The sequence below is a fragment of the Paenibacillus pabuli genome (genome assembly GCF_039831995.1).
Classification (GTDB): Bacteria; Bacillota; Bacilli; order Paenibacillales; family Paenibacillaceae; genus Paenibacillus; species Paenibacillus pabuli_C.
In genome coordinates this window covers 3,090,497-3,107,813 of sequence record NZ_JBDOIO010000003.1, presented here as the reverse complement: position 1 = coordinate 3,107,813, position 17,317 = coordinate 3,090,497, and the positions used below count along the sequence as shown (strand labels likewise).

The following is a 17,317-nucleotide window of genomic DNA, read 5'->3' as shown; positions in this document are numbered from 1 at the left end:
ACCTCCTTATACTGGAAAATACTAACATACTTTCTCCGCAATTACATGATTTAATCGACTCCAGATATCCATAGACAATATTGATTTTCGCTCAAGAGACATGCCGACGAAAAATATAAGAGAGGAGTTTTTTATTAGAGTGGGATAACTAATGATTGTATAATTACAAATTTATTAATATATATATTTATTTTTCAATACGACATGAATCCCCTTACTTCGACAAGGATATGCCCTTAATATGAGGTGGAGTATAGTGTTCGAATCCAGAATCGCTATGCAGCTTAGCATTATGAAAGGAGGTTAATACATCCATTCATAACGTAACAAAAGTACTTTTCATCTAAAATGGATTGGGGAAAGAGAGAGAATGTATTTATTATCTTAAAATATGAAAGCGCTTCACAATTTGGATATGAACAGAACTATAATTGATAATTTGCAATACAAGCAACCAATTGAAGGGAGAGCGATCCAATCATGCAACGTGTATACAAGTTATGGAACAAGCTTAGCACGATGATGCTCGTATTTGTGCTTCTGACTGTCAGCATGGGCAGTGGAAATGCATTGGGGGCAGCAAGTTCATCGACAACTTCGAATACAACCCGGGTTTCTGTACACGACCCATCGATTTATTACGATTCAGCCACGAACAAGTACTACATTTACGGCTCACATCTGGCTCAGGCCAGCAGCACGGATCTCCGAAACTGGTCTTACGAGGGAACGCAGGGCTATACCAACAGCACCTTGTACGCACCCTCCACTTTCGAAGGCTACTATTACATCAAAAATAAAAACAGCAACCTATATCTGGACGTCACCGATGGCTCGGCTGCCGATGGGACAAGCATTCGCCAGTGGTCCTATAACGGTTCCGATGCCCAGAAGTTCAGAATTATGCACTACGGCAACGGGGACTACTATCTCCTTACCGCGAACTCAGCCTATAAAAGTGCCATCGACGTTAACAGCGGCTCGGCTGTCGATGGTGCTCTTATTGAGCAGTGGGCATATTGGGGCGGTACCATGCAGTTGTTCCGGATACAGCAGAATGCAGATGGCTCGGTTGCTTTCCTGACCAAGGCATCCGGATATGCTAGTGCACTGGATGTGGCAGACGGCAGCACGACGGCTGGTGCCAATGTTCAGCAATGGAACTACTGGGGTGGAGAGATGCAGAAATGGGAACTGGTCAAGGCAGGCGGCACTGGAAATGCATCCCGCAGCTCGGGAGCTGCCTTGACATCCGCCTTGGCTGTTTCATATGCATGGGCCGGATATAATGATCAGGACAGCTCCGGAGGTCATGCGGTATGGGCACCTGCATCGCCGATTTACAATGCTTCATACACATGGGCGGACGGTTCCAAGGGAGCCTACATGCTGTATTACTCCACTTCTTCCACCTATATCCGCTCAGCTATCGGATTCGGGGTATCCAAGTCTGTGAAGGGGCCTTACGAGTACATCGATACCATCATCTACTCCGGATTCACAAGTGGAAACAACCCGATTACGACTACGTCCTCACTTGGAACCAAAACCGTAAATACGTGGTATCAGCATACCAACATTCCTGAGCTGATCGACAAAGGCAGTCTTTCGGGGACGCGGAGCGGTTGGTTCTTAAGCAATGGAGGTTTTAATAATACCCTGTTCCCGAATGCCATTGATCCTACCTTGACTTACGACAGTTCGGGAAAATTGTGGATGAGCTACGGATCTTGGTCAGGAGGGATCTATATTCTGCAAATTAATCCGGATACAGGACAGCCTATCTATCCGGGATCGGATAACGGCAATACCGACCGTTATTTCGGCAAGCGTATTGCGGGAGGGTACGGCAAAACGGGAGAAGCTCCTTATATCGTTTATGACAAGGATGCAGGGTATTACTACCTGTATGTAACATACGGCGGGCTGGCCAATGAAGGTGGTTACCATATCCGTTTGTACCGTTCTACGACAATCGATGGAACTTACACAGACGCAGCGGGGAATCAGGCCGTATATGCTTCCGCTTCAGTCGATCAGTCAACTCGCGGCATCAAGCTGTTTGGTAACTATGCATTCTCCGGCATACCGACTGGTTACAAATCGGGCGGGCATAACTCCGCTTTTGTAGATACGGATGGAGCAAGGTACCTGGTCTACCACACCCGATTCAACAATGGAACCGAGTATCATGAGGTTCGCGCGCATCAGCAATTCCTGAACGCTGACAAATGGCCGGTGACGGCTGTGTACGAGTTTTTGGGAAGCAGCATCTCTTCCACGGGTTATAGCGCAAGCGACATGACGGGAACGTATCAGTTCGTCAACATGGGGCTCGATGCTTCCATTAGCGGTGTGGGTATGCTTCCTACCCAAAGCGTGACGCTGAATTCCAATGGTACGATAACCGGTGCAGTAACCGGTACGTGGTCCAATACTGCGGGTACGTATTACTGCACGATGGTTATTAACGGAGTGACTTACAAGGGTATATTCTTCAAACAGAAGAATGAATCGGCCAGTCATAATGAAGTCATGACCTTCTCGCTGATCGGTTCCAACAATCAATCCATCTGGGGTTCCAAATAGGAACAGCCGATTAGACGATACAACCCAATAGTTAAATTTAGATGGCATTATCCCCTCATCGTAGACAGTGAAGAAAGAGGTCATTTTACAATGAACTCGGCACTGGAAGCTAGAGGGGATTTTTGTTTTGTTATATCATCGAAAAATTCAAAACGGTGAGAGCTTTAGATCACCAGTACTTATTGGGTTTTAGTCACCCTCCAAGACCTAAAAAAAACACAAGTGAACGAAAAGACAGTCCATTGTTGCTCTGCCGCAGGAACGCTAAGATAAAGTTGTTAAAGCGTTTACATTATGTTTCGAAGGGAGCTTAACTCGGATGCCAGAAATTACGATCAGGTTGTATGAAGGCAGGACGAATGAGCAAAAGCAGGAGATCGTCGAGGTGTTTACACGCGAGCTTTCGCGTATTATCGACCGCGAGCCGGAGTATATTTCCGTTTCATTCAACGAGATCCCATGGGACGAGAATGTTCCTGACAATCTGAAAATCAAGCATTCACAGAAACAGGAAGGGGAAAAGACGTGAAGCCCGCGGATATCGTGCCGTCAAGCCAGGGCACAACCGGATTGCACAGATCATCTGGCTTCGGTGCTCGGATCGGCGATGCGAGGCGTTACCTGTGGCGTTACCGGATACTCTATCTTCTCTCGGTGCCTGGCATCCTTTATTTTTTCCTCTTCAAATATGTTCCACTATTCGGTTCGGTCATTGCTTTTCAGAACTATAACATCTTCAAAGGCATAACGGGGAGTGATTGGGTAGGGCTGGAGCACTTTCAGAAAATGTTTAGCCATTATGATTTTTTACGGATTCTTAATAATACATTGCTGCTTGGATTGTATGATCTTGTGATTGCATTTCCTGTCCCCATTATACTGGCCATTTTGCTCAATGAAGTACGGCAGATCATGTTCAAGCGAACACTTCAAACGATTGTTTATATGCCTCACTTCTTGTCTTGGGTTGTCATCAGCGGCATTTTTATGGGGATTTTCTCCATGGATGCTGGTGTGGTGAACAAAGCACTCGAATTCTTAGGTTTTCAACCCATCTATTTCCTTGGAGAGGATTCGTATATTCGATCCATTCTGATTGGTTCGGGAATCTGGCGGGATTCCGGGTATGGCACGATTATTTTTCTGGCTGCTATCGCGGGTATCAACCCTGATCTGTATGAGGCTGCAGAGGTGGATGGAGCGGGACGATTAAAACAAATATGGTCGATTACGCTGCCCTCACTACTGCCAACAATCATGATTTTGCTTTTGCTGCACATTGGTAAATTTCTGGACCTGGGCTTTGAGCGTGTGTTCGTATTTCTTAATCCGCTCAATCTGGAATCTGGTGAAATTCTCGATACGTATATCTACAAGGCAGGTCTTCTATCGCAGCAATACAGCTATACAACGGCCATCGGGTTATTTAAGTCTGTCGTCGGATTGGCACTTATCGTAATTGGTAATTTCATCAGCAAAAAAACAACTGGCGAAAGCCTGTATTAGGAGGCGAGATCTATGCGTACCCCTAGTCTTCGCTACCGTATTTTCCGCATTGGAAATCTCGTTTTTCTTACACTGCTTACGTTAACGATGATCCTTCCATTCATTAATGTGCTAGCCCAGTCGCTCAGCAGCTCGGAAGCGATTATGGGAGGCGAGGTTAGCTTCTGGCCTGTTGCATTTACATGGATTAATTATGAATATGTCTTCGGGGATGCTTCATTTTGGAGGGCATTTGCGGTATCGGTTGGCGTTACACTGTTGGGTACGCTGGTCAACCTCGCCGCAACAGCCTCGCTGGCTTATCCGGTCTCGCGTCCGGAATATAAGGGACGTTCCGTAATTGTGATGTTCGTTCTTGTGACCGTTGTGTTCTCAGCGCCGTTAATCCCAAACTTTATTCTGATGAAAGAGCTCCATCTGGTCAACAATCCACTGGTTCTTATCGTACCTGGAGCCATCAATGCCTTTAACTTCTTCGTGATGCGATCCTTCTTCGCACAACTGCCTGGTGAACTGATTGATGCTGCACGCATAGATGGTTGCGGAGAGTTTGGCATAATTTGGCGTATCGTCATTCCATTATCCAAACCAGCTATGGCATCACTTGGCATTTTCTATGCAGTGGGCCACTGGAATGCGTACTCCACGGCGCTATACTATTTGAATGATCCAGCCTGGTGGCCAATTCAGGTGACACTCAAGAAGCTGTTTGAGAGTGATGATATTTCCGTTGATCCGGGATCCGCCGTCTACAGCACCCTTGCACACACCTCACCAGAAGGCATCAAAATGGCGACCATTATTATCGCTACCCTGCCTATTATCATTATTTATCCATTTCTACAGCGGCATTTTGTGAAAGGAATCATGGTCGGTTCCGTCAAATCTTAGTAACAGGAAGCACACACATCTGACGGAAACGGGGGATGGCGATGTTCAGAATCTTGATTGCGGACGATGAGCCTATGATTCGAATGGGTCTGGCCAAAATGATCAAGCAAGCGGGATTGTTTGACTGTGAGATTCGGCAGGCTGCAAACGGAGAAGAGGCTCTTCAGGTGGTGGAAGCATATCGGCCGCACATCCTGTTTACAGATATCCGGATGCCAACGATGGATGGGATCGAGTTGTGCCGACGATTGTCTGAGCAAGGCCGCACAATCCGCATTATCGTTGTCTCTGGTTACTCGGACTTCGAATATGCCAGAGCCTGCATGGATTATGGTGTGAAGCGTTATTTGCTCAAACCTGTAGGGCGGCAGGAGCTCTCTGAGCTTCTTCACAAATTGCTGTCAATGGAAGAAGAAAGGCCCACCTTGTCCCTTGTGCCCGTGAGAGAACTGAATGATTGGGCGATGCGTCTGGAAAGTGCCATTTGGGAACTTAGACATCCGGATGTGAAGGAATTACTGGAAGATTGGTCCCAAAGATATCCTGCATTCTCCTTAATGCCTGAGCAGACGGCGGAGCTTTTTCAGGACATGCTGGAACTGATCGTTGCCCGAATGAATGCACGCGGTAATGGAGTTTTGAGTTTGCCTCAAGACACATTTGTAAGCGTTTCCCAAAATAAATATTTTGAATCGTTGGTCGGTGCCGTCGACGTGCTGATGAACAGAATCAAGGAGCGGCGCAGCGGCAAAAAAAAGCATCCGGTAGAAGAAGCAAAAGCCTATCTGGAGGAGCACGTGCGCCGTGAAGTGTCGCTTGAGGAGATTGCGGCCAAGCTGGGACTTAACCCGTCCTATTTCAGCCAATTGTTCAAGCAGACAACAGGTCAGACCTTTATACAATATCGGATACGCAGCAAAATGGAGCTGGCCAAGCGGATGCTTGAACAGCCGGGCAACCGGATTACGGATATCTCCTACGAAGTGGGGTATGCGGATCATCCCCATTTTACGAAGACGTTCAAGAAAATTACAGGACTGACCCCGTCCGAGTACCGCAACCGAATGGGCATTGAATGATGAAACGCAGCCTGTCGATCCGTCTGTTCTTTCATTTTGCTGTCGTCATTACACTGTCCCTCACAGCCATTGGCTTGTTTACTTATACCTATGCCTCCACGGAGATGAATGACCAGCTTGCTGACAACATTGCCCAGACGATGCGCAATACGGCTTACCAGACAGACTTATATTTGCAGAACTACGATCGGGCAACCTACTCCATTCTCTCGAATGGAAGCGTCAAGCATTTTCTGGACATGAAATCCGAGGATAGCTACGCCTACTACGAATACAGCCGACAGATCAAAAAAAATGTATTTCCTCCTGTTTTTATGTTGTACCCGCAGATTAAGTTCCTGTATGTGATCGGGGAAAATGGGCGTGTTGTCATTGACGATAACCAGAATTCCGCAGGCATCCCGGATGTGGATGGGGATCTTCAATATAAGGAGCTGCTGGCTTTGACGCCAGCGGATGGAGAATCGATATTGCTTACCCGCAGCATTCGCAGTGAACAGACTGCCAACGTAATTACGATTGCACGCCGGATCAGGGGATTATCATCCTATACACCTAACGGTGTACTGGCGGTGGAAATCAATGTACTTGAACTTGACAAGATTTGGGGTGAACTCGATCTGGGTCAAGGTGGATATCAGTATGTAATGGATCAGAACGGAACGGTAATTTACACGCCCGGGGAGGAAGAAGCGCAGGTAGCCATGCCACCTGGTATTGCAAGCAAGCTTATGGACATGGATGCGGGTTCACTTGAGCTGGATCCAGACGGCACCAAACGACTATTCATTTCTGAAATTTCTGACTATTCGGGCTGGCGCTTTATCGCTTCCGTACCCTTATCAGAGCTCCAGCGTCCGATTGCAACGATCCGTTCAGCAACGCTATGGGTCGGCGCAGGAACTTTGCTGGCAGCACTTGTCGTGGCTTATCGGATCGGCGCATCACAGGTGGAGCCGATTCGCGTGCTGATGAACGGAATGAGACAGACCGAGAAGGGGATCTGGAACAAGGTGGAGATGAAAGAAAGGCGGGATGAAATCGGCGTATTGATCCGCAGCTATAATCTGATGGTCAGCCGCTTGTCGGACATGATTGAACGTGTGTACGAATCTGAACTACGCCGTCAAAAATCAGAGATTGAGCTCCAGCAGGAGGCGCTCGAACGGCATCGTGCAGAATTCCAGGCACTTCAATTGCAGATCAATCCGCATTTTCTGTATAACACCCTGGAGACGATCAAGTGTTATGCCGTGGTCCAGGACTCGGAGGAAATTACACAGATGGTGGAATCCATGGCCCATATGCTCCGTTATTCCATTCAAACCAATTTGGAAGAAATTACAGTGGCAAATGAATTAAAGCATGTACTGGCCTATCTTTCAATCATGAAGCATCGCATGGGCCGGGAGCTTGAAGTAGAGGTAATCATCGCTCCGGATCTGCTGCTGGAGAAAATGGTACGGCTTACCCTTCAGCCGCTTGTTGAAAATGTGCTTCAACATGCATTCCCGCATGGCATGGAGCCTGGTCACTTCATTCGTATTGATGCGATGCGGGTGGAAGGACGTTTTTTGGTCATGATTCAGGATAACGGCAAGGGGATCAATGAACGACGTCTGGAGAAGCTGCGTCAGCGACTTGAACTCAATCGCCTTGCTGGTGAAGATCAGGATGACGTATACCATCGCGGAGGCATCGGACTAATGAATGTTCACCGGCGTATACAACTGGTGTTTGGAGAAACCTACGGCCTGATGATTGAGAGTATGGAAGGCATAGGAACCACCATTACGATGGCGCTTCCGGCGGATCAACACAGCAAGCGAATCTAAATCGATTATAGAGAGGATGAAAGTGAATGAATATTAATTTGCAGAACAAAATTGCGCTCGTCACGGGTTCAAGCGGAGGCATCGGCGCTGCCATTGCCGGAGGATTAGCTGGGTGCGGAGCTAAGGTAGCCGTGAACGGTCTGCATAATATGGAGCGCGCCGAGGAGGTTGTGGCTTCCATTCGAGCTGCCGGCGGTGAAGCGGAAGCATTCCGGGCGGATGTAACAAATACGAAGGAGATTGAATCCATGATCGGTGATATTACTTACCGTTTCGGAGGTCCCGTTGAGTTGTTAGTCAATAATGCGGGCCATCTGGTGCAGCGAAGTCCAATTGAAATGATGAGCGAGGAATTGTACGGCCGAATTATGGATGTGAATTTGAAGAGCGCTGTTTTTGTCTCCAAAGCGGTCATTCCCGGCATGAAAGCCATCGGCCGCGGGCGCATTATTAATCTGACTTCGGTGGCAGCGCATAATGGAGGCGGTCCAGGTGCAGCGATTTATGCAGCCTCCAAGGCCGGAATCATTGCTTTGACGAAAGGTCTTGCCAAGGAGTTGGCCGCTGCCGGTGTTACGGTCAATGCCTTATCGCCGGGTTTCATCGGTCAAACGGCATTTCATGCAACGTTCACTTCGGAAGGGGGACGATCATCTGCCATTAGCAGCATACCACTCGGGAGGGAAGGGAATCCCGATGATGTGGCTGGAGCAGCGTTGTATCTCTGTTCCGATCTGGGCTCATTTATAACCGGAGAAACGATTGAGATTAATGGCGGCATGTTCATGCGTTAATACCACATCCATTAGTTAAAGGAGGGGACTTATCCATGGAAGTTAAACGAATGCCTGCAGAAAGTCCGCTATACCAACCGAAGAGTGGACCGTTCCACGTGGACTATGCACCTAATGAACAATCCATTCTCCAAGAGAACCCGCCGAGGTTTACCTGGATGGCGGCACAGCAGGAGGATGAAAATGCGTATATGGTGCAAGTATCGACCACGCCTTCTTTTCAGGAAGAAGAGACGATGACATTTGCCCCGATTCCTTATAACTTTTTTACGCCAAATCGGGTATTTGTGCCCGGAGACTATTACTGGCGCTATGCACTGCTTCTAGATCATGCGGTGCTGGAAGGCACAGCGGTGGAATCGGAGGTAGCAGAGGGTGAAACACGGGGGAAGTCGGCATGGAGTGAGGTGCGTCAATTCACCGTGCCAGCAGGTTTGCCTGAGACACCGATACCAGATCGTCTTCAGCGTTATGACTCCACGGAAGTGGCCCATCCTCGTCTATGGCTCGCAGAGAGCGGATTGAAGAAGCTTGCAGAAAGCATTGCATCCGATCCAACCTACTGTGGCTGGGATTCGTTTCTTTCCGATTCTGTAGAGCCCTGGGTAACCCGCGAATTGATCCGAGAACCCGGGCCTTATCCGGATAATAAGCGAGTCTCTTCATTATGGAGACAAATGTACATTGATTGTCAGGAAGTATTGTATGCCATTCGGCACCTCAGTATTGCAGGACGTGTACTTGGTGACAGAAGGTTGCTGGAAGCAGGGAAACAATGGCTGATTCATGCCGCGGGATGGGATACAGAGGGCACGACATCACGCGATTATAACGATGAGGCTGCTTTTCGGATCGCTGCAGGTCTGGCCTGGGGATACGACTGGCTGTATGATGAGTTGAACACTGAGGAGCGTGATATGGTAAGAAGCAGCTTGCTGCGCAGGACAGAGCAAGTGGCACAGCATGTCATGGTCCGTTCCAAGATTCATCACGTTCCTTATGATAGCCACGCGGTGCGTTCATTGTCCTCTGTGCTCGTACCCTGCTGTATTGCCCTGCTTCATGAGGAACAGCAGGTTGTGGAGTGGCTGGATTATGCCATCGAGTATTACGCCTGCTTATACTCACCGTGGGGAGGCAGTGATGGCGGGTGGGCTGAGGGACCGATGTATTGGACAACAGGTATGGCCTACGTAACCGAGGCGATGAACTTATTGCGAAGCTATACCGATATAGACTTCTTCTACAGGCCTTTTTTTCAGCGCACAGGTGATTTCCCGCTATATATGTATCCGCCTGATGTCCGGCGGGCCAGCTTTGGCGATCAGTCCACCTTGGGTGATCCGGTAAACTTAAAAACGGGTTATCTGGTTCGCCAGTTTGCAGGAGTGACAGGCAACCGCTGGTACCAATGGTATTTCGAGAATGTACGCCGCATGGACCCGGGAACAGAGGGGGCTTTCTACAATTACGGCTGGTGGGATTTCCGCTTTGACGATCTGGTATACCGACATGATTATCCTCAGGTGAAGGAAGAGGTCCCTACAGACATCGAACCGGTTAAATGGTTCCGTGATGTGGGTTGGGTAGCCATGCACCACCGGATGGATGATCCGGAAGAGCATATCATGCTGCTGTTCAAGTCGAGCCGGTATGGCTCGATCAGTCATAGCCATGCGGATCAGAACAGTTTCACATTGCATGCGTTCGGTGAGCCGCTTGCGGCAGATACCGGATACTATATTGCTCATGGTAGTTCCTTTCATCGGGATTGGCGCAGACAGACACGTTCCAAAAATAACATACTAATTGGCGGTGCCGGACAATACGCCGAGAACAACAAGGTGCTGAACATGGCGGCAACCGGACAGATCGAAGAAGCCTATTGGCAAAACGGAGATGGCTATGTACGTGCAGTAGCGACGGATGCTTACGCGAGCACAGTCCCGCATGTAAGGCGGGTTATGAGAGAAATTCATTTTCTGCAATTGTCTTATTTCGTTATTGTCGATTACATTGATCTGGATAAGCCGGACAGCGTCCAGTGGCTGTTTCATGCCCTGCACCCATTGCAGTTGAAAGGACAAAGTTTCAGATTGAATGGAAGCAAGGCAGGCTTAGAAGGAACGTTTGTTTACACGTCGTCCGGTGCAATGTCGCTGAGTCATTCGGATCAATTCTCGGGTGTGGACCCTGCTGAGTACGAAGGCCTGCCAAGACATTATCACCTAAACGCGGAAACACGGACTGCCTCAAGTCACAGGATCGTGACTCTGCTTGTGCCTTACCGGAGCGGGGAGCCAAAGTATGTGCCATATTTCATCGATGATCAGGATCATGGCATCCACCTATACTTTACCGATAACGGAGTTACGAAGAAGATTGAGGTATCCAAAGCGTACTAAGGCTCTACCTAAAGAAAACGCAATCCGATCTAAAACATCCCCATTGTTGCAGAAGGTGGGGATGTTTTAACATTGATCATATGAAAGCGCTTTACTTATTAGGGATACCTAAAACGGGATGAAAAGAGGGGTAGCATGAAAAAGTGGATGACCTCAGGTATGGCCTTGTTGTTGACGGCAGCCGTTCTGGCGGGATGCAGCAAGGGAAGCGGAACAGCATCCGGTGAGAATGGAGTGGATGGCAAAACGAGTTTCTCCATGTCACTGCGTACGTTGGCTTACACTTATGTGGAGAAGTCGCCGGACATTAACCAGGATAAGTGGGTGAAAAAGCTCGAGGATCTGACCGATACGGATCTGAAGATTGTCTTGGTGCCTCACAAGGAATATGAACAGAAAATGGTCCAGATGTTCGCAACCAATGATATTCCTGATGTCGTGCAGGGTGATGGAGGCATCAACGGCAAAGAGATGGCAGGCTCTGTGGAAGCGGGAGTATTTCAACCGCTGGATGATCTGCTGAAGGAGTATGGGCCCGACTTGCTTAAGACCGTGCCGCAGGAGGCCTGGGATCAAGTGACCCATGACGGCCATATATATGCCATCCCCGAATATTTATCCAATCCGTCCCGTCGGGCTACCTGGATTCGTAAGGATTTGCTGGAAAAGACCGGCCTGCCTGTGCCGACCACGGTAGAGGAAACCCTCGAAGTTCTGCGCGCATTTAAGAAACTTGGCGTGGAAAATCCCTATATGGGGCGCGAGGATTTTAAATATGCCGACACCTTCTTCGGAGCTTATGACGTGCAGCAATTCTTATCGATGATGGAGCAGCAGGGTGATCAGATCGTACCAAAATTCATGGATAACGAGAATATGCAGCAAGCGCTGACCGTGTATAAGACGATGTATGATGAAGGACTGATTAACAAAGAGTTTGCAACCATTAATTCAACGGTTTTCAAGAATACGATTCTCTCCGGCAAGGCCGGTATGTGGTCCATGAATGCGAACGAATTGATTCAATGGGAGAAACAGATCAAAGCATCGGTTCCGGATGCGGAAGTTGAGATTATTCCTTCACCTGTTGGCCCGGACGGTAAGGGTGGCTACTACTTGTATGGTCCCGTGACACGTGCCTACTTCATTAATAAGGATGCAGCAGATCCGGCTTCCATCATTCGCTTTTTTAACTGGATGGTATCCGATGAAGCAGAGAAATTTTTCACGTACGGAACGGAAGGTGAGACCTACACAGAAGATAATGGGGTAATTGCGTACAACGCTCCGACGGATTCTGCTGGTGTGGATGAGGAACGCTATCGTCAATCGTTCTTATGGTTCGTACAGGATACGACGTACAACAAGGGATCTCTTTCGTTAACCGAAGAAGGCAAAAAGCTTATGAACATTTACGATACCATTTTGGCGAAAGAGGGCCGTGATGGTATTACCTTTGATCCTCGTTTGGAAGCCTTTGTTCAGAATCCAGACATCGCACCCAATTCGGATACGCCTCCTCAGGTACTGCTAACACACATGATCAAGATGGTTTACGGCAAAGAGCCGATCTCTGACTGGCCGAAAGTGGTGGAGGAATGGCGAGCCAAGGGCGGTGACCAGGCCATTCAGGAAGCTACGGAAAAGTTCAAGAGTGGTGAAGGGGTGTCCGCACCGCGTCGTTAGATGCAGAACGGGATGGAAACAGTGGGAATTCAGGTGAACACGGAGGGGATACAAGTGAAAGACTTGTTCAAAACGTGGAAGAAGCGGGTTGTGCTTGTTGTCATGTCTGCCTTGCTCGTTAGCGGTACCATCGTTCCTGTACAAGAAGTCCGTGCGATGGAGGAAGCTGTTCCTCAGATCTCCTTAAATTCTACATTGGAAGGGGAAATCCAAGATCCCGAAGGCCCTGAACTCGAGATTTACTCCGAAAACTTTGATGACCCGGATAACTTCGGATCTACTGGCGGGATTGCGCTGAGGGCTCCATGGCTGCAGGAAGGAGAAGGAGGAAGCAAGGCCAAAACGTCCTCCTCGACTGCCGCGCCATCGCTGCCCAACATGATTAAAATCGATGGAACCGATGCACTTGCGCTGCCGCTTAATCTAACGGGATATGGTAACATCCGGCTGAGTTACTATACACGTGCCTCATCCTATATAAGCGGAAGTGTCATTGTCGAATGGTCGAAGGATGACGGTGTTTCCTGGACGACGCTGGAGACGTTCGATCTTCCGCCAGGCACGCCGGATCTGAAAAATAAGGAAGGCAATACGTTAAAAAGCTGGGCCCTCAGTCCAGATGCGAACAATAACAGCACCGTTAAAATTCGATTTCGAACGGGAGATGTCATGCAGGCCAATATGTATCTCGACAATGTCGCTATCTACGGTCAAGCGATTCCTGGCATAACCCCCTCTCCATCTCCGGTGCCACCTGGGGAGGAAGCCACAGAATTTACGCCTCCACAAGGCGTAACTCTGTATGAAGACGTGGAGATTGGCATGGCGGGTGACCGGGCAATATATTCATCCATTGCTGTGCCCGAGACTGCCGCATCTGAACCTATGCCGGTCATGGTCTATATCCATGGAGGCGGATGGAATCATGGTGACCGAAAGCAAGCATTGAACACCATATGTAACTATGTGCTCAAGCGCGGTTACGTCGGTGTGTCTCTGGACTACCGGCTGACGCCGGAGGCGCCTTTTCCTGCCCAGATTCAGGATGTGAAGCTCGCCGTCCGCTATTTGCGGGCTAATGCAGCCCTGTACAATCTGGATCCGAGCCGTATCGGAGTCTGGGGCTCATCGGCAGGAGGCCATCTGGCTGCACTGCTTGGAACAACCGGAGATATCGTTGCTGGCGAGACGATAGAGCTGGATACAGGAGCAATGGTACAGGTGCCTGATCTTGAAGGTTCTGGTGGGTGGCCAGAGTATTCGGACAAAGTGCAGGCGGTAGCCGATTGGTACGGACCTGCTGATTTTACGACTACGTTTGCCAATAATTACAGCTCCGTCACTGCTCTTCTGGGTGGACATCGGGCATTTGATGTACCCGAGCAGGCCAGATTGGCGATGCCAGGTACGTATGCTTCACCGGATGATCCACCGATCTGGATTCGGCATGGGGATGCTGATGCTACCATCCCTTATACGGACAGTGTTACTTTTGCAGGACAGCTTCAATCCGCAGGTGTACCGATTGTGGATCTCAAAATCGTTGCTGATCAGGGGCATGGATTTACAGGAACGGCTTCCGAGATTGCCAATGCGGAGGCATGGGCTTTCATGGATGAACATGTGAAGAATCGGGTTGTAACCGAGCCGATTATATTCAAAAACAATCAGGAATACACATCGCCTGAAGAGGAAGATGAAGTGAATGAAGAAGGCTCACAATGGATCGAGAAGCTCATCGTCAGCAAGCTCCCTAGTGACGATGCGGCGATAGATAGTGGCAAGCCGGATCTTAATTTTAATCAAGCTACGGGTTCCAGCACCGGATTGCTCAGCATTTCATCCACCTCGTCTACCAAGAAATATGTATATCTCAAGTTTGTCATGACAGGTAATGAAGGCGAAGGAGATCGGTATCGACTGCGAATCGCTGCCAAGAAAGGCACCTCGAATACGGATACGGAGCTGTCCCTCTACGGTTTGGATGAAACGGACTGGAGCGAATCTTCATTAACCTGGACCAATGCTCCAGTCAAAAGTTTGAACGGGAGTGCACTTCTCGGCACGTTCGTGGTTACTGCAGATCGTGGAGGAAGCCCGGCAGTTTATGAAGTTGATGTGACCGATTATGTGAAGAACCGTCCGGCTGAAGGGGAGGTGGCATTTCTGCTTGCCGACGCTGAAGCAACAGGCGTCTCGGTGAACGTGTACACCAAGGAAGCCAATGGAACGAGCAATCCTAGACCCCAGTTAGCGGTCATTGCTCTAACGGAAGATGGCACTGACTCGATTGCGCCTGAATGGGAGCCGAGGGCGAAGCTGGAACTTCGCAACTGGGGAACGGATTTTGCCGAGCTGCGATGGCCAGCAGCAAGCGATGATATGGCTGTGGCTGCATATCGGATCTACCAGGACGGTACGTTATTGGCAGAACAAGACATCCGGTCATTCCGAGCGGAAGGACTTGCAGCCGGAACGGCGTACACGTTTCAAGTAAGGGTGATTGACGAGGCAGGCAACATCAGCAACGAGATTACAACCGACATGGCGACCCTTACGGATCCTGTATCGTCGTTGCCTATTCTGTCCGTTTCAGCAAGCGGCAGTGATGGTAATCTGGAAATCAACACGATTGACAATAATAGCTATACACGCTGGTCCGCTGCTGGAAGCGGGCAATGGATTTCTTTTGACCTGGGCGAGGAACGGCAAATCGGCTATGTGGGTATTGGTTTTTACAAAGGAGATGCAAGGAGGACGTCTATCGAGATCGAAACATCTGTTGACGGAGAGCAGTGGGTACAGGTATTCAGCGGAGAAAGCGGCGGGGATACAACGGAGATGCAGGCATTTGATATTCCGCACACTTTCGCACGTTATGTACGGATTACCGGACATGGGAATTCGGATTCGAGCATCTACACAAGTCTGACCGATGTGCATTTGTATGCGCCTATGTCGGGTGGGGGTACTCCAGTGGCCCTGATTCCATACATTGTTCCAGAGCCGCCGGAGGGGACGGAGCCTTTTACAGCTCCAGGTTTGACGGAGACCGATGGAACACCACATGCCGTTCATTTTCCAAATGCCGTAACCGGACGGACCATAGATGTACGGAATTACGGCGCAGATCCTGCCGATAATGCTAGTGATGACCAGCCCGCAATTCAGGCGGCGATTCATGATGCAAACGTTGGAGATGAAGTGTTTTTGCCCGACGGTGTGTACAATTTGTTATCCGGACCAGACAACGCTACCAATTTGACGCTTAAATCCGGGGTGAATCTGAGAGGGGAGAGCACCGCAGGGACCGTGCTGAAGACATCTCTTGATCAGATGACCGGCAGTACCGTTCTGAAAGCATCTGCTCAACATAGCATTCTCGTATCCAACCTGACAATCACATCATCATGGTCCGGTAATTACACGACTGATCATAAATCCAACAACCCCTCCGCAGGGGGGCCGGACACGATGATTCACATCGCTAACTATGGTGAAAGACCATCCTATGACATTACCATTGACAGTGTGGTTGTGGAAAAATTCAAACGAATGGCGATCCGCATTGAGCACAGTCGTGATGTCGTTGTGAAGCATGCAACATTTCGTAATGCAACGGATCTTGGGCCTGGAGGTTCTGGCTATGGCATTTCCATTCAGGGGACGGCTAAAACCGATCGACTTGGTTTTGACAATGATACGTTATGGAATGTGGTAGAGAACAGTACATTTGAAGGGCCTTACTTGAGGCACGGAGCGCTAATCCAATTCGTGGCCCACAACAATGTACTGCGCGGCAATATGTTTAACGGTACGAAGTTGGATGCCATTGATCTTCATGGAGAACTGGAGTATTTCAATGAAATCTCCGGCAATGTGATCGCGGATGTACTTACCGGCGCAGGAATCGGACTCGGCAATACGGGAGGTTCAGCGCCCAGTAACCACAGCAAATCTGGCAAAGGGAACTATATTCATGACAACACAATTACGAACAGCCAGATCGGCATTTCGGTGGTCATGGGCACGCCTGATACGTTGATCGAGAATAATCTCATGGAGAACACATCCACAATTGCGGATGCAGTAGGAATTAAGGTGCTGAACGGACCGGGTACAGTGATTCGTGGCAATGTGATCCGTGATAATATCGCCAGCAATTATTGGGCCGTGAGGCTGGATTACGACAAAGGGGATACGGGTGCCGGGAATATTGGTGAGGGTAACCCCGAGAACGTATGGATTGAAAATAACCGGCTTGAAGGTAATACGAACGGGATTGGTCTCTTTGCCGGAATTGGGATTTTGCTGAAAGATAATACATTGAATAATGTGATTGAAGATTACTACAAGGCAGCTGGAGTGACTGTGACAGAGTTATAAGTATGCGTAACACTTAAAGAAACAAGGAGCCTATCAGGCATTTTATGAAGTTGAACCTATGGAGATATACCACTACACTTCCGGTTCAATCCAAAATAGCCTGGTAGGCTGTTTTATTGGTGAATTAACCTTTTAAGATTCATTAA

10 protein-coding genes are annotated in these 17,317 nt (G+C 48.9%); all 10 read left to right on the top strand.

All coding sequences use genetic code 11. The features are described from left to right. The first annotated feature begins 480 nt into the window (after nt 1–480). The 10 genes from ABGV42_RS16200 to ABGV42_RS16155 all read left to right on the top strand — a co-directional run bounded on the left by ABGV42_RS16200 (nt 481) and on the right by ABGV42_RS16155 (nt 17,171). Nucleotides 481–2,589, top strand: coding sequence for an RICIN domain-containing protein (locus tag ABGV42_RS16200; protein WP_347382554.1), 2,109 nt, complete (start codon nt 481–483; stop codon nt 2,587–2,589). A gap of 319 nt (nt 2,590–2,908) precedes the next feature. Next, entirely contained in the window at nt 2,909–3,118 is a 210-nt protein-coding gene (locus ABGV42_RS16195) for a tautomerase family protein (protein WP_347382553.1), read from the top strand. 41 nt (nt 3,119–3,159) lie between these two features. Further along, the gene (locus ABGV42_RS16190; RefSeq protein ID WP_347383268.1) at nt 3,160–4,095 is read left to right on the top strand and encodes an ABC transporter permease; all 936 of its coding nucleotides are present in this window, start codon (nt 3,160–3,162) and stop codon (nt 4,093–4,095) included. Nucleotides 4,096–4,107: 12 nt separating this feature from the next. Beyond that, on the top strand, nt 4,108–4,986 hold the full coding sequence (locus tag ABGV42_RS16185; RefSeq protein ID WP_347382552.1) for a carbohydrate ABC transporter permease: 879 nt from the start codon (nt 4,108–4,110) through the stop codon (nt 4,984–4,986). A gap of 41 nt (nt 4,987–5,027) precedes the next feature. Next, a complete protein-coding gene (locus ABGV42_RS16180) occupies nt 5,028–6,065 on the top strand; it encodes a response regulator transcription factor (RefSeq protein ID WP_347382551.1) in 1,038 nt (345 codons plus the stop codon). After that, on the top strand, nt 6,062–7,900 hold the full coding sequence (locus tag ABGV42_RS16175) for a cache domain-containing sensor histidine kinase (RefSeq protein ID WP_347382550.1): 1,839 nt from the start codon (nt 6,062–6,064) through the stop codon (nt 7,898–7,900). Before ABGV42_RS16180 ends, ABGV42_RS16175 begins: the two co-directional genes overlap by 4 nt. Nucleotides 7,901–7,926: 26 nt before the next feature. Continuing rightward, entirely contained in the window at nt 7,927–8,694 is a 768-nt protein-coding gene (locus ABGV42_RS16170) for an SDR family NAD(P)-dependent oxidoreductase (RefSeq protein ID WP_347382549.1), read from the top strand. A gap of 35 nt (nt 8,695–8,729) precedes the next feature. After that, the gene (locus ABGV42_RS16165) at nt 8,730–11,099 is read left to right on the top strand and encodes a DUF4962 domain-containing protein (protein WP_347382548.1); all 2,370 of its coding nucleotides are present in this window, start codon (nt 8,730–8,732) and stop codon (nt 11,097–11,099) included. A gap of 135 nt (nt 11,100–11,234) precedes the next feature. Beyond that, the gene (locus ABGV42_RS16160; RefSeq protein WP_347382547.1) at nt 11,235–12,785 is read left to right on the top strand and encodes an extracellular solute-binding protein; all 1,551 of its coding nucleotides are present in this window, start codon (nt 11,235–11,237) and stop codon (nt 12,783–12,785) included. A gap of 12 nt (nt 12,786–12,797) precedes the next feature. Then, the gene (locus tag ABGV42_RS16155; RefSeq protein ID WP_347382546.1) at nt 12,798–17,171 is read left to right on the top strand and encodes an alpha/beta hydrolase fold domain-containing protein; all 4,374 of its coding nucleotides are present in this window, start codon (nt 12,798–12,800) and stop codon (nt 17,169–17,171) included. Nucleotides 17,172–17,317 lie beyond the last annotated feature (146 nt).

Bases quoted from the DNA above. Each gene is read 5' to 3' on its own strand.
- ABGV42_RS16200 (WP_347382554.1), top strand. From the start codon at position 481: ATGCAACGTGTATACAAGTTATGGAACAAGCTTAGCACGATGATGCTC.
- ABGV42_RS16195 (WP_347382553.1), top strand. From the start codon at position 2,909: ATGCCAGAAATTACGATCAGGTTGTATGAAGGCAGGACGAATGAGCAA.
- ABGV42_RS16185 (WP_347382552.1), top strand. From the start codon at position 4,108: ATGCGTACCCCTAGTCTTCGCTACCGTATTTTCCGCATTGGAAATCTC.
- ABGV42_RS16180 (WP_347382551.1), top strand. From the start codon at position 5,028: ATGTTCAGAATCTTGATTGCGGACGATGAGCCTATGATTCGAATGGGT.
- ABGV42_RS16175 (WP_347382550.1), top strand. From the start codon at position 6,062: ATGATGAAACGCAGCCTGTCGATCCGTCTGTTCTTTCATTTTGCTGTC.
- ABGV42_RS16170 (WP_347382549.1), top strand. From the start codon at position 7,927: ATGAATATTAATTTGCAGAACAAAATTGCGCTCGTCACGGGTTCAAGC.
- ABGV42_RS16165 (WP_347382548.1), top strand. From the start codon at position 8,730: ATGGAAGTTAAACGAATGCCTGCAGAAAGTCCGCTATACCAACCGAAG.
- ABGV42_RS16160 (WP_347382547.1), top strand. From the start codon at position 11,235: ATGAAAAAGTGGATGACCTCAGGTATGGCCTTGTTGTTGACGGCAGCC.
- ABGV42_RS16155 (WP_347382546.1), top strand. From the start codon at position 12,798: ATGGAAACAGTGGGAATTCAGGTGAACACGGAGGGGATACAAGTGAAA.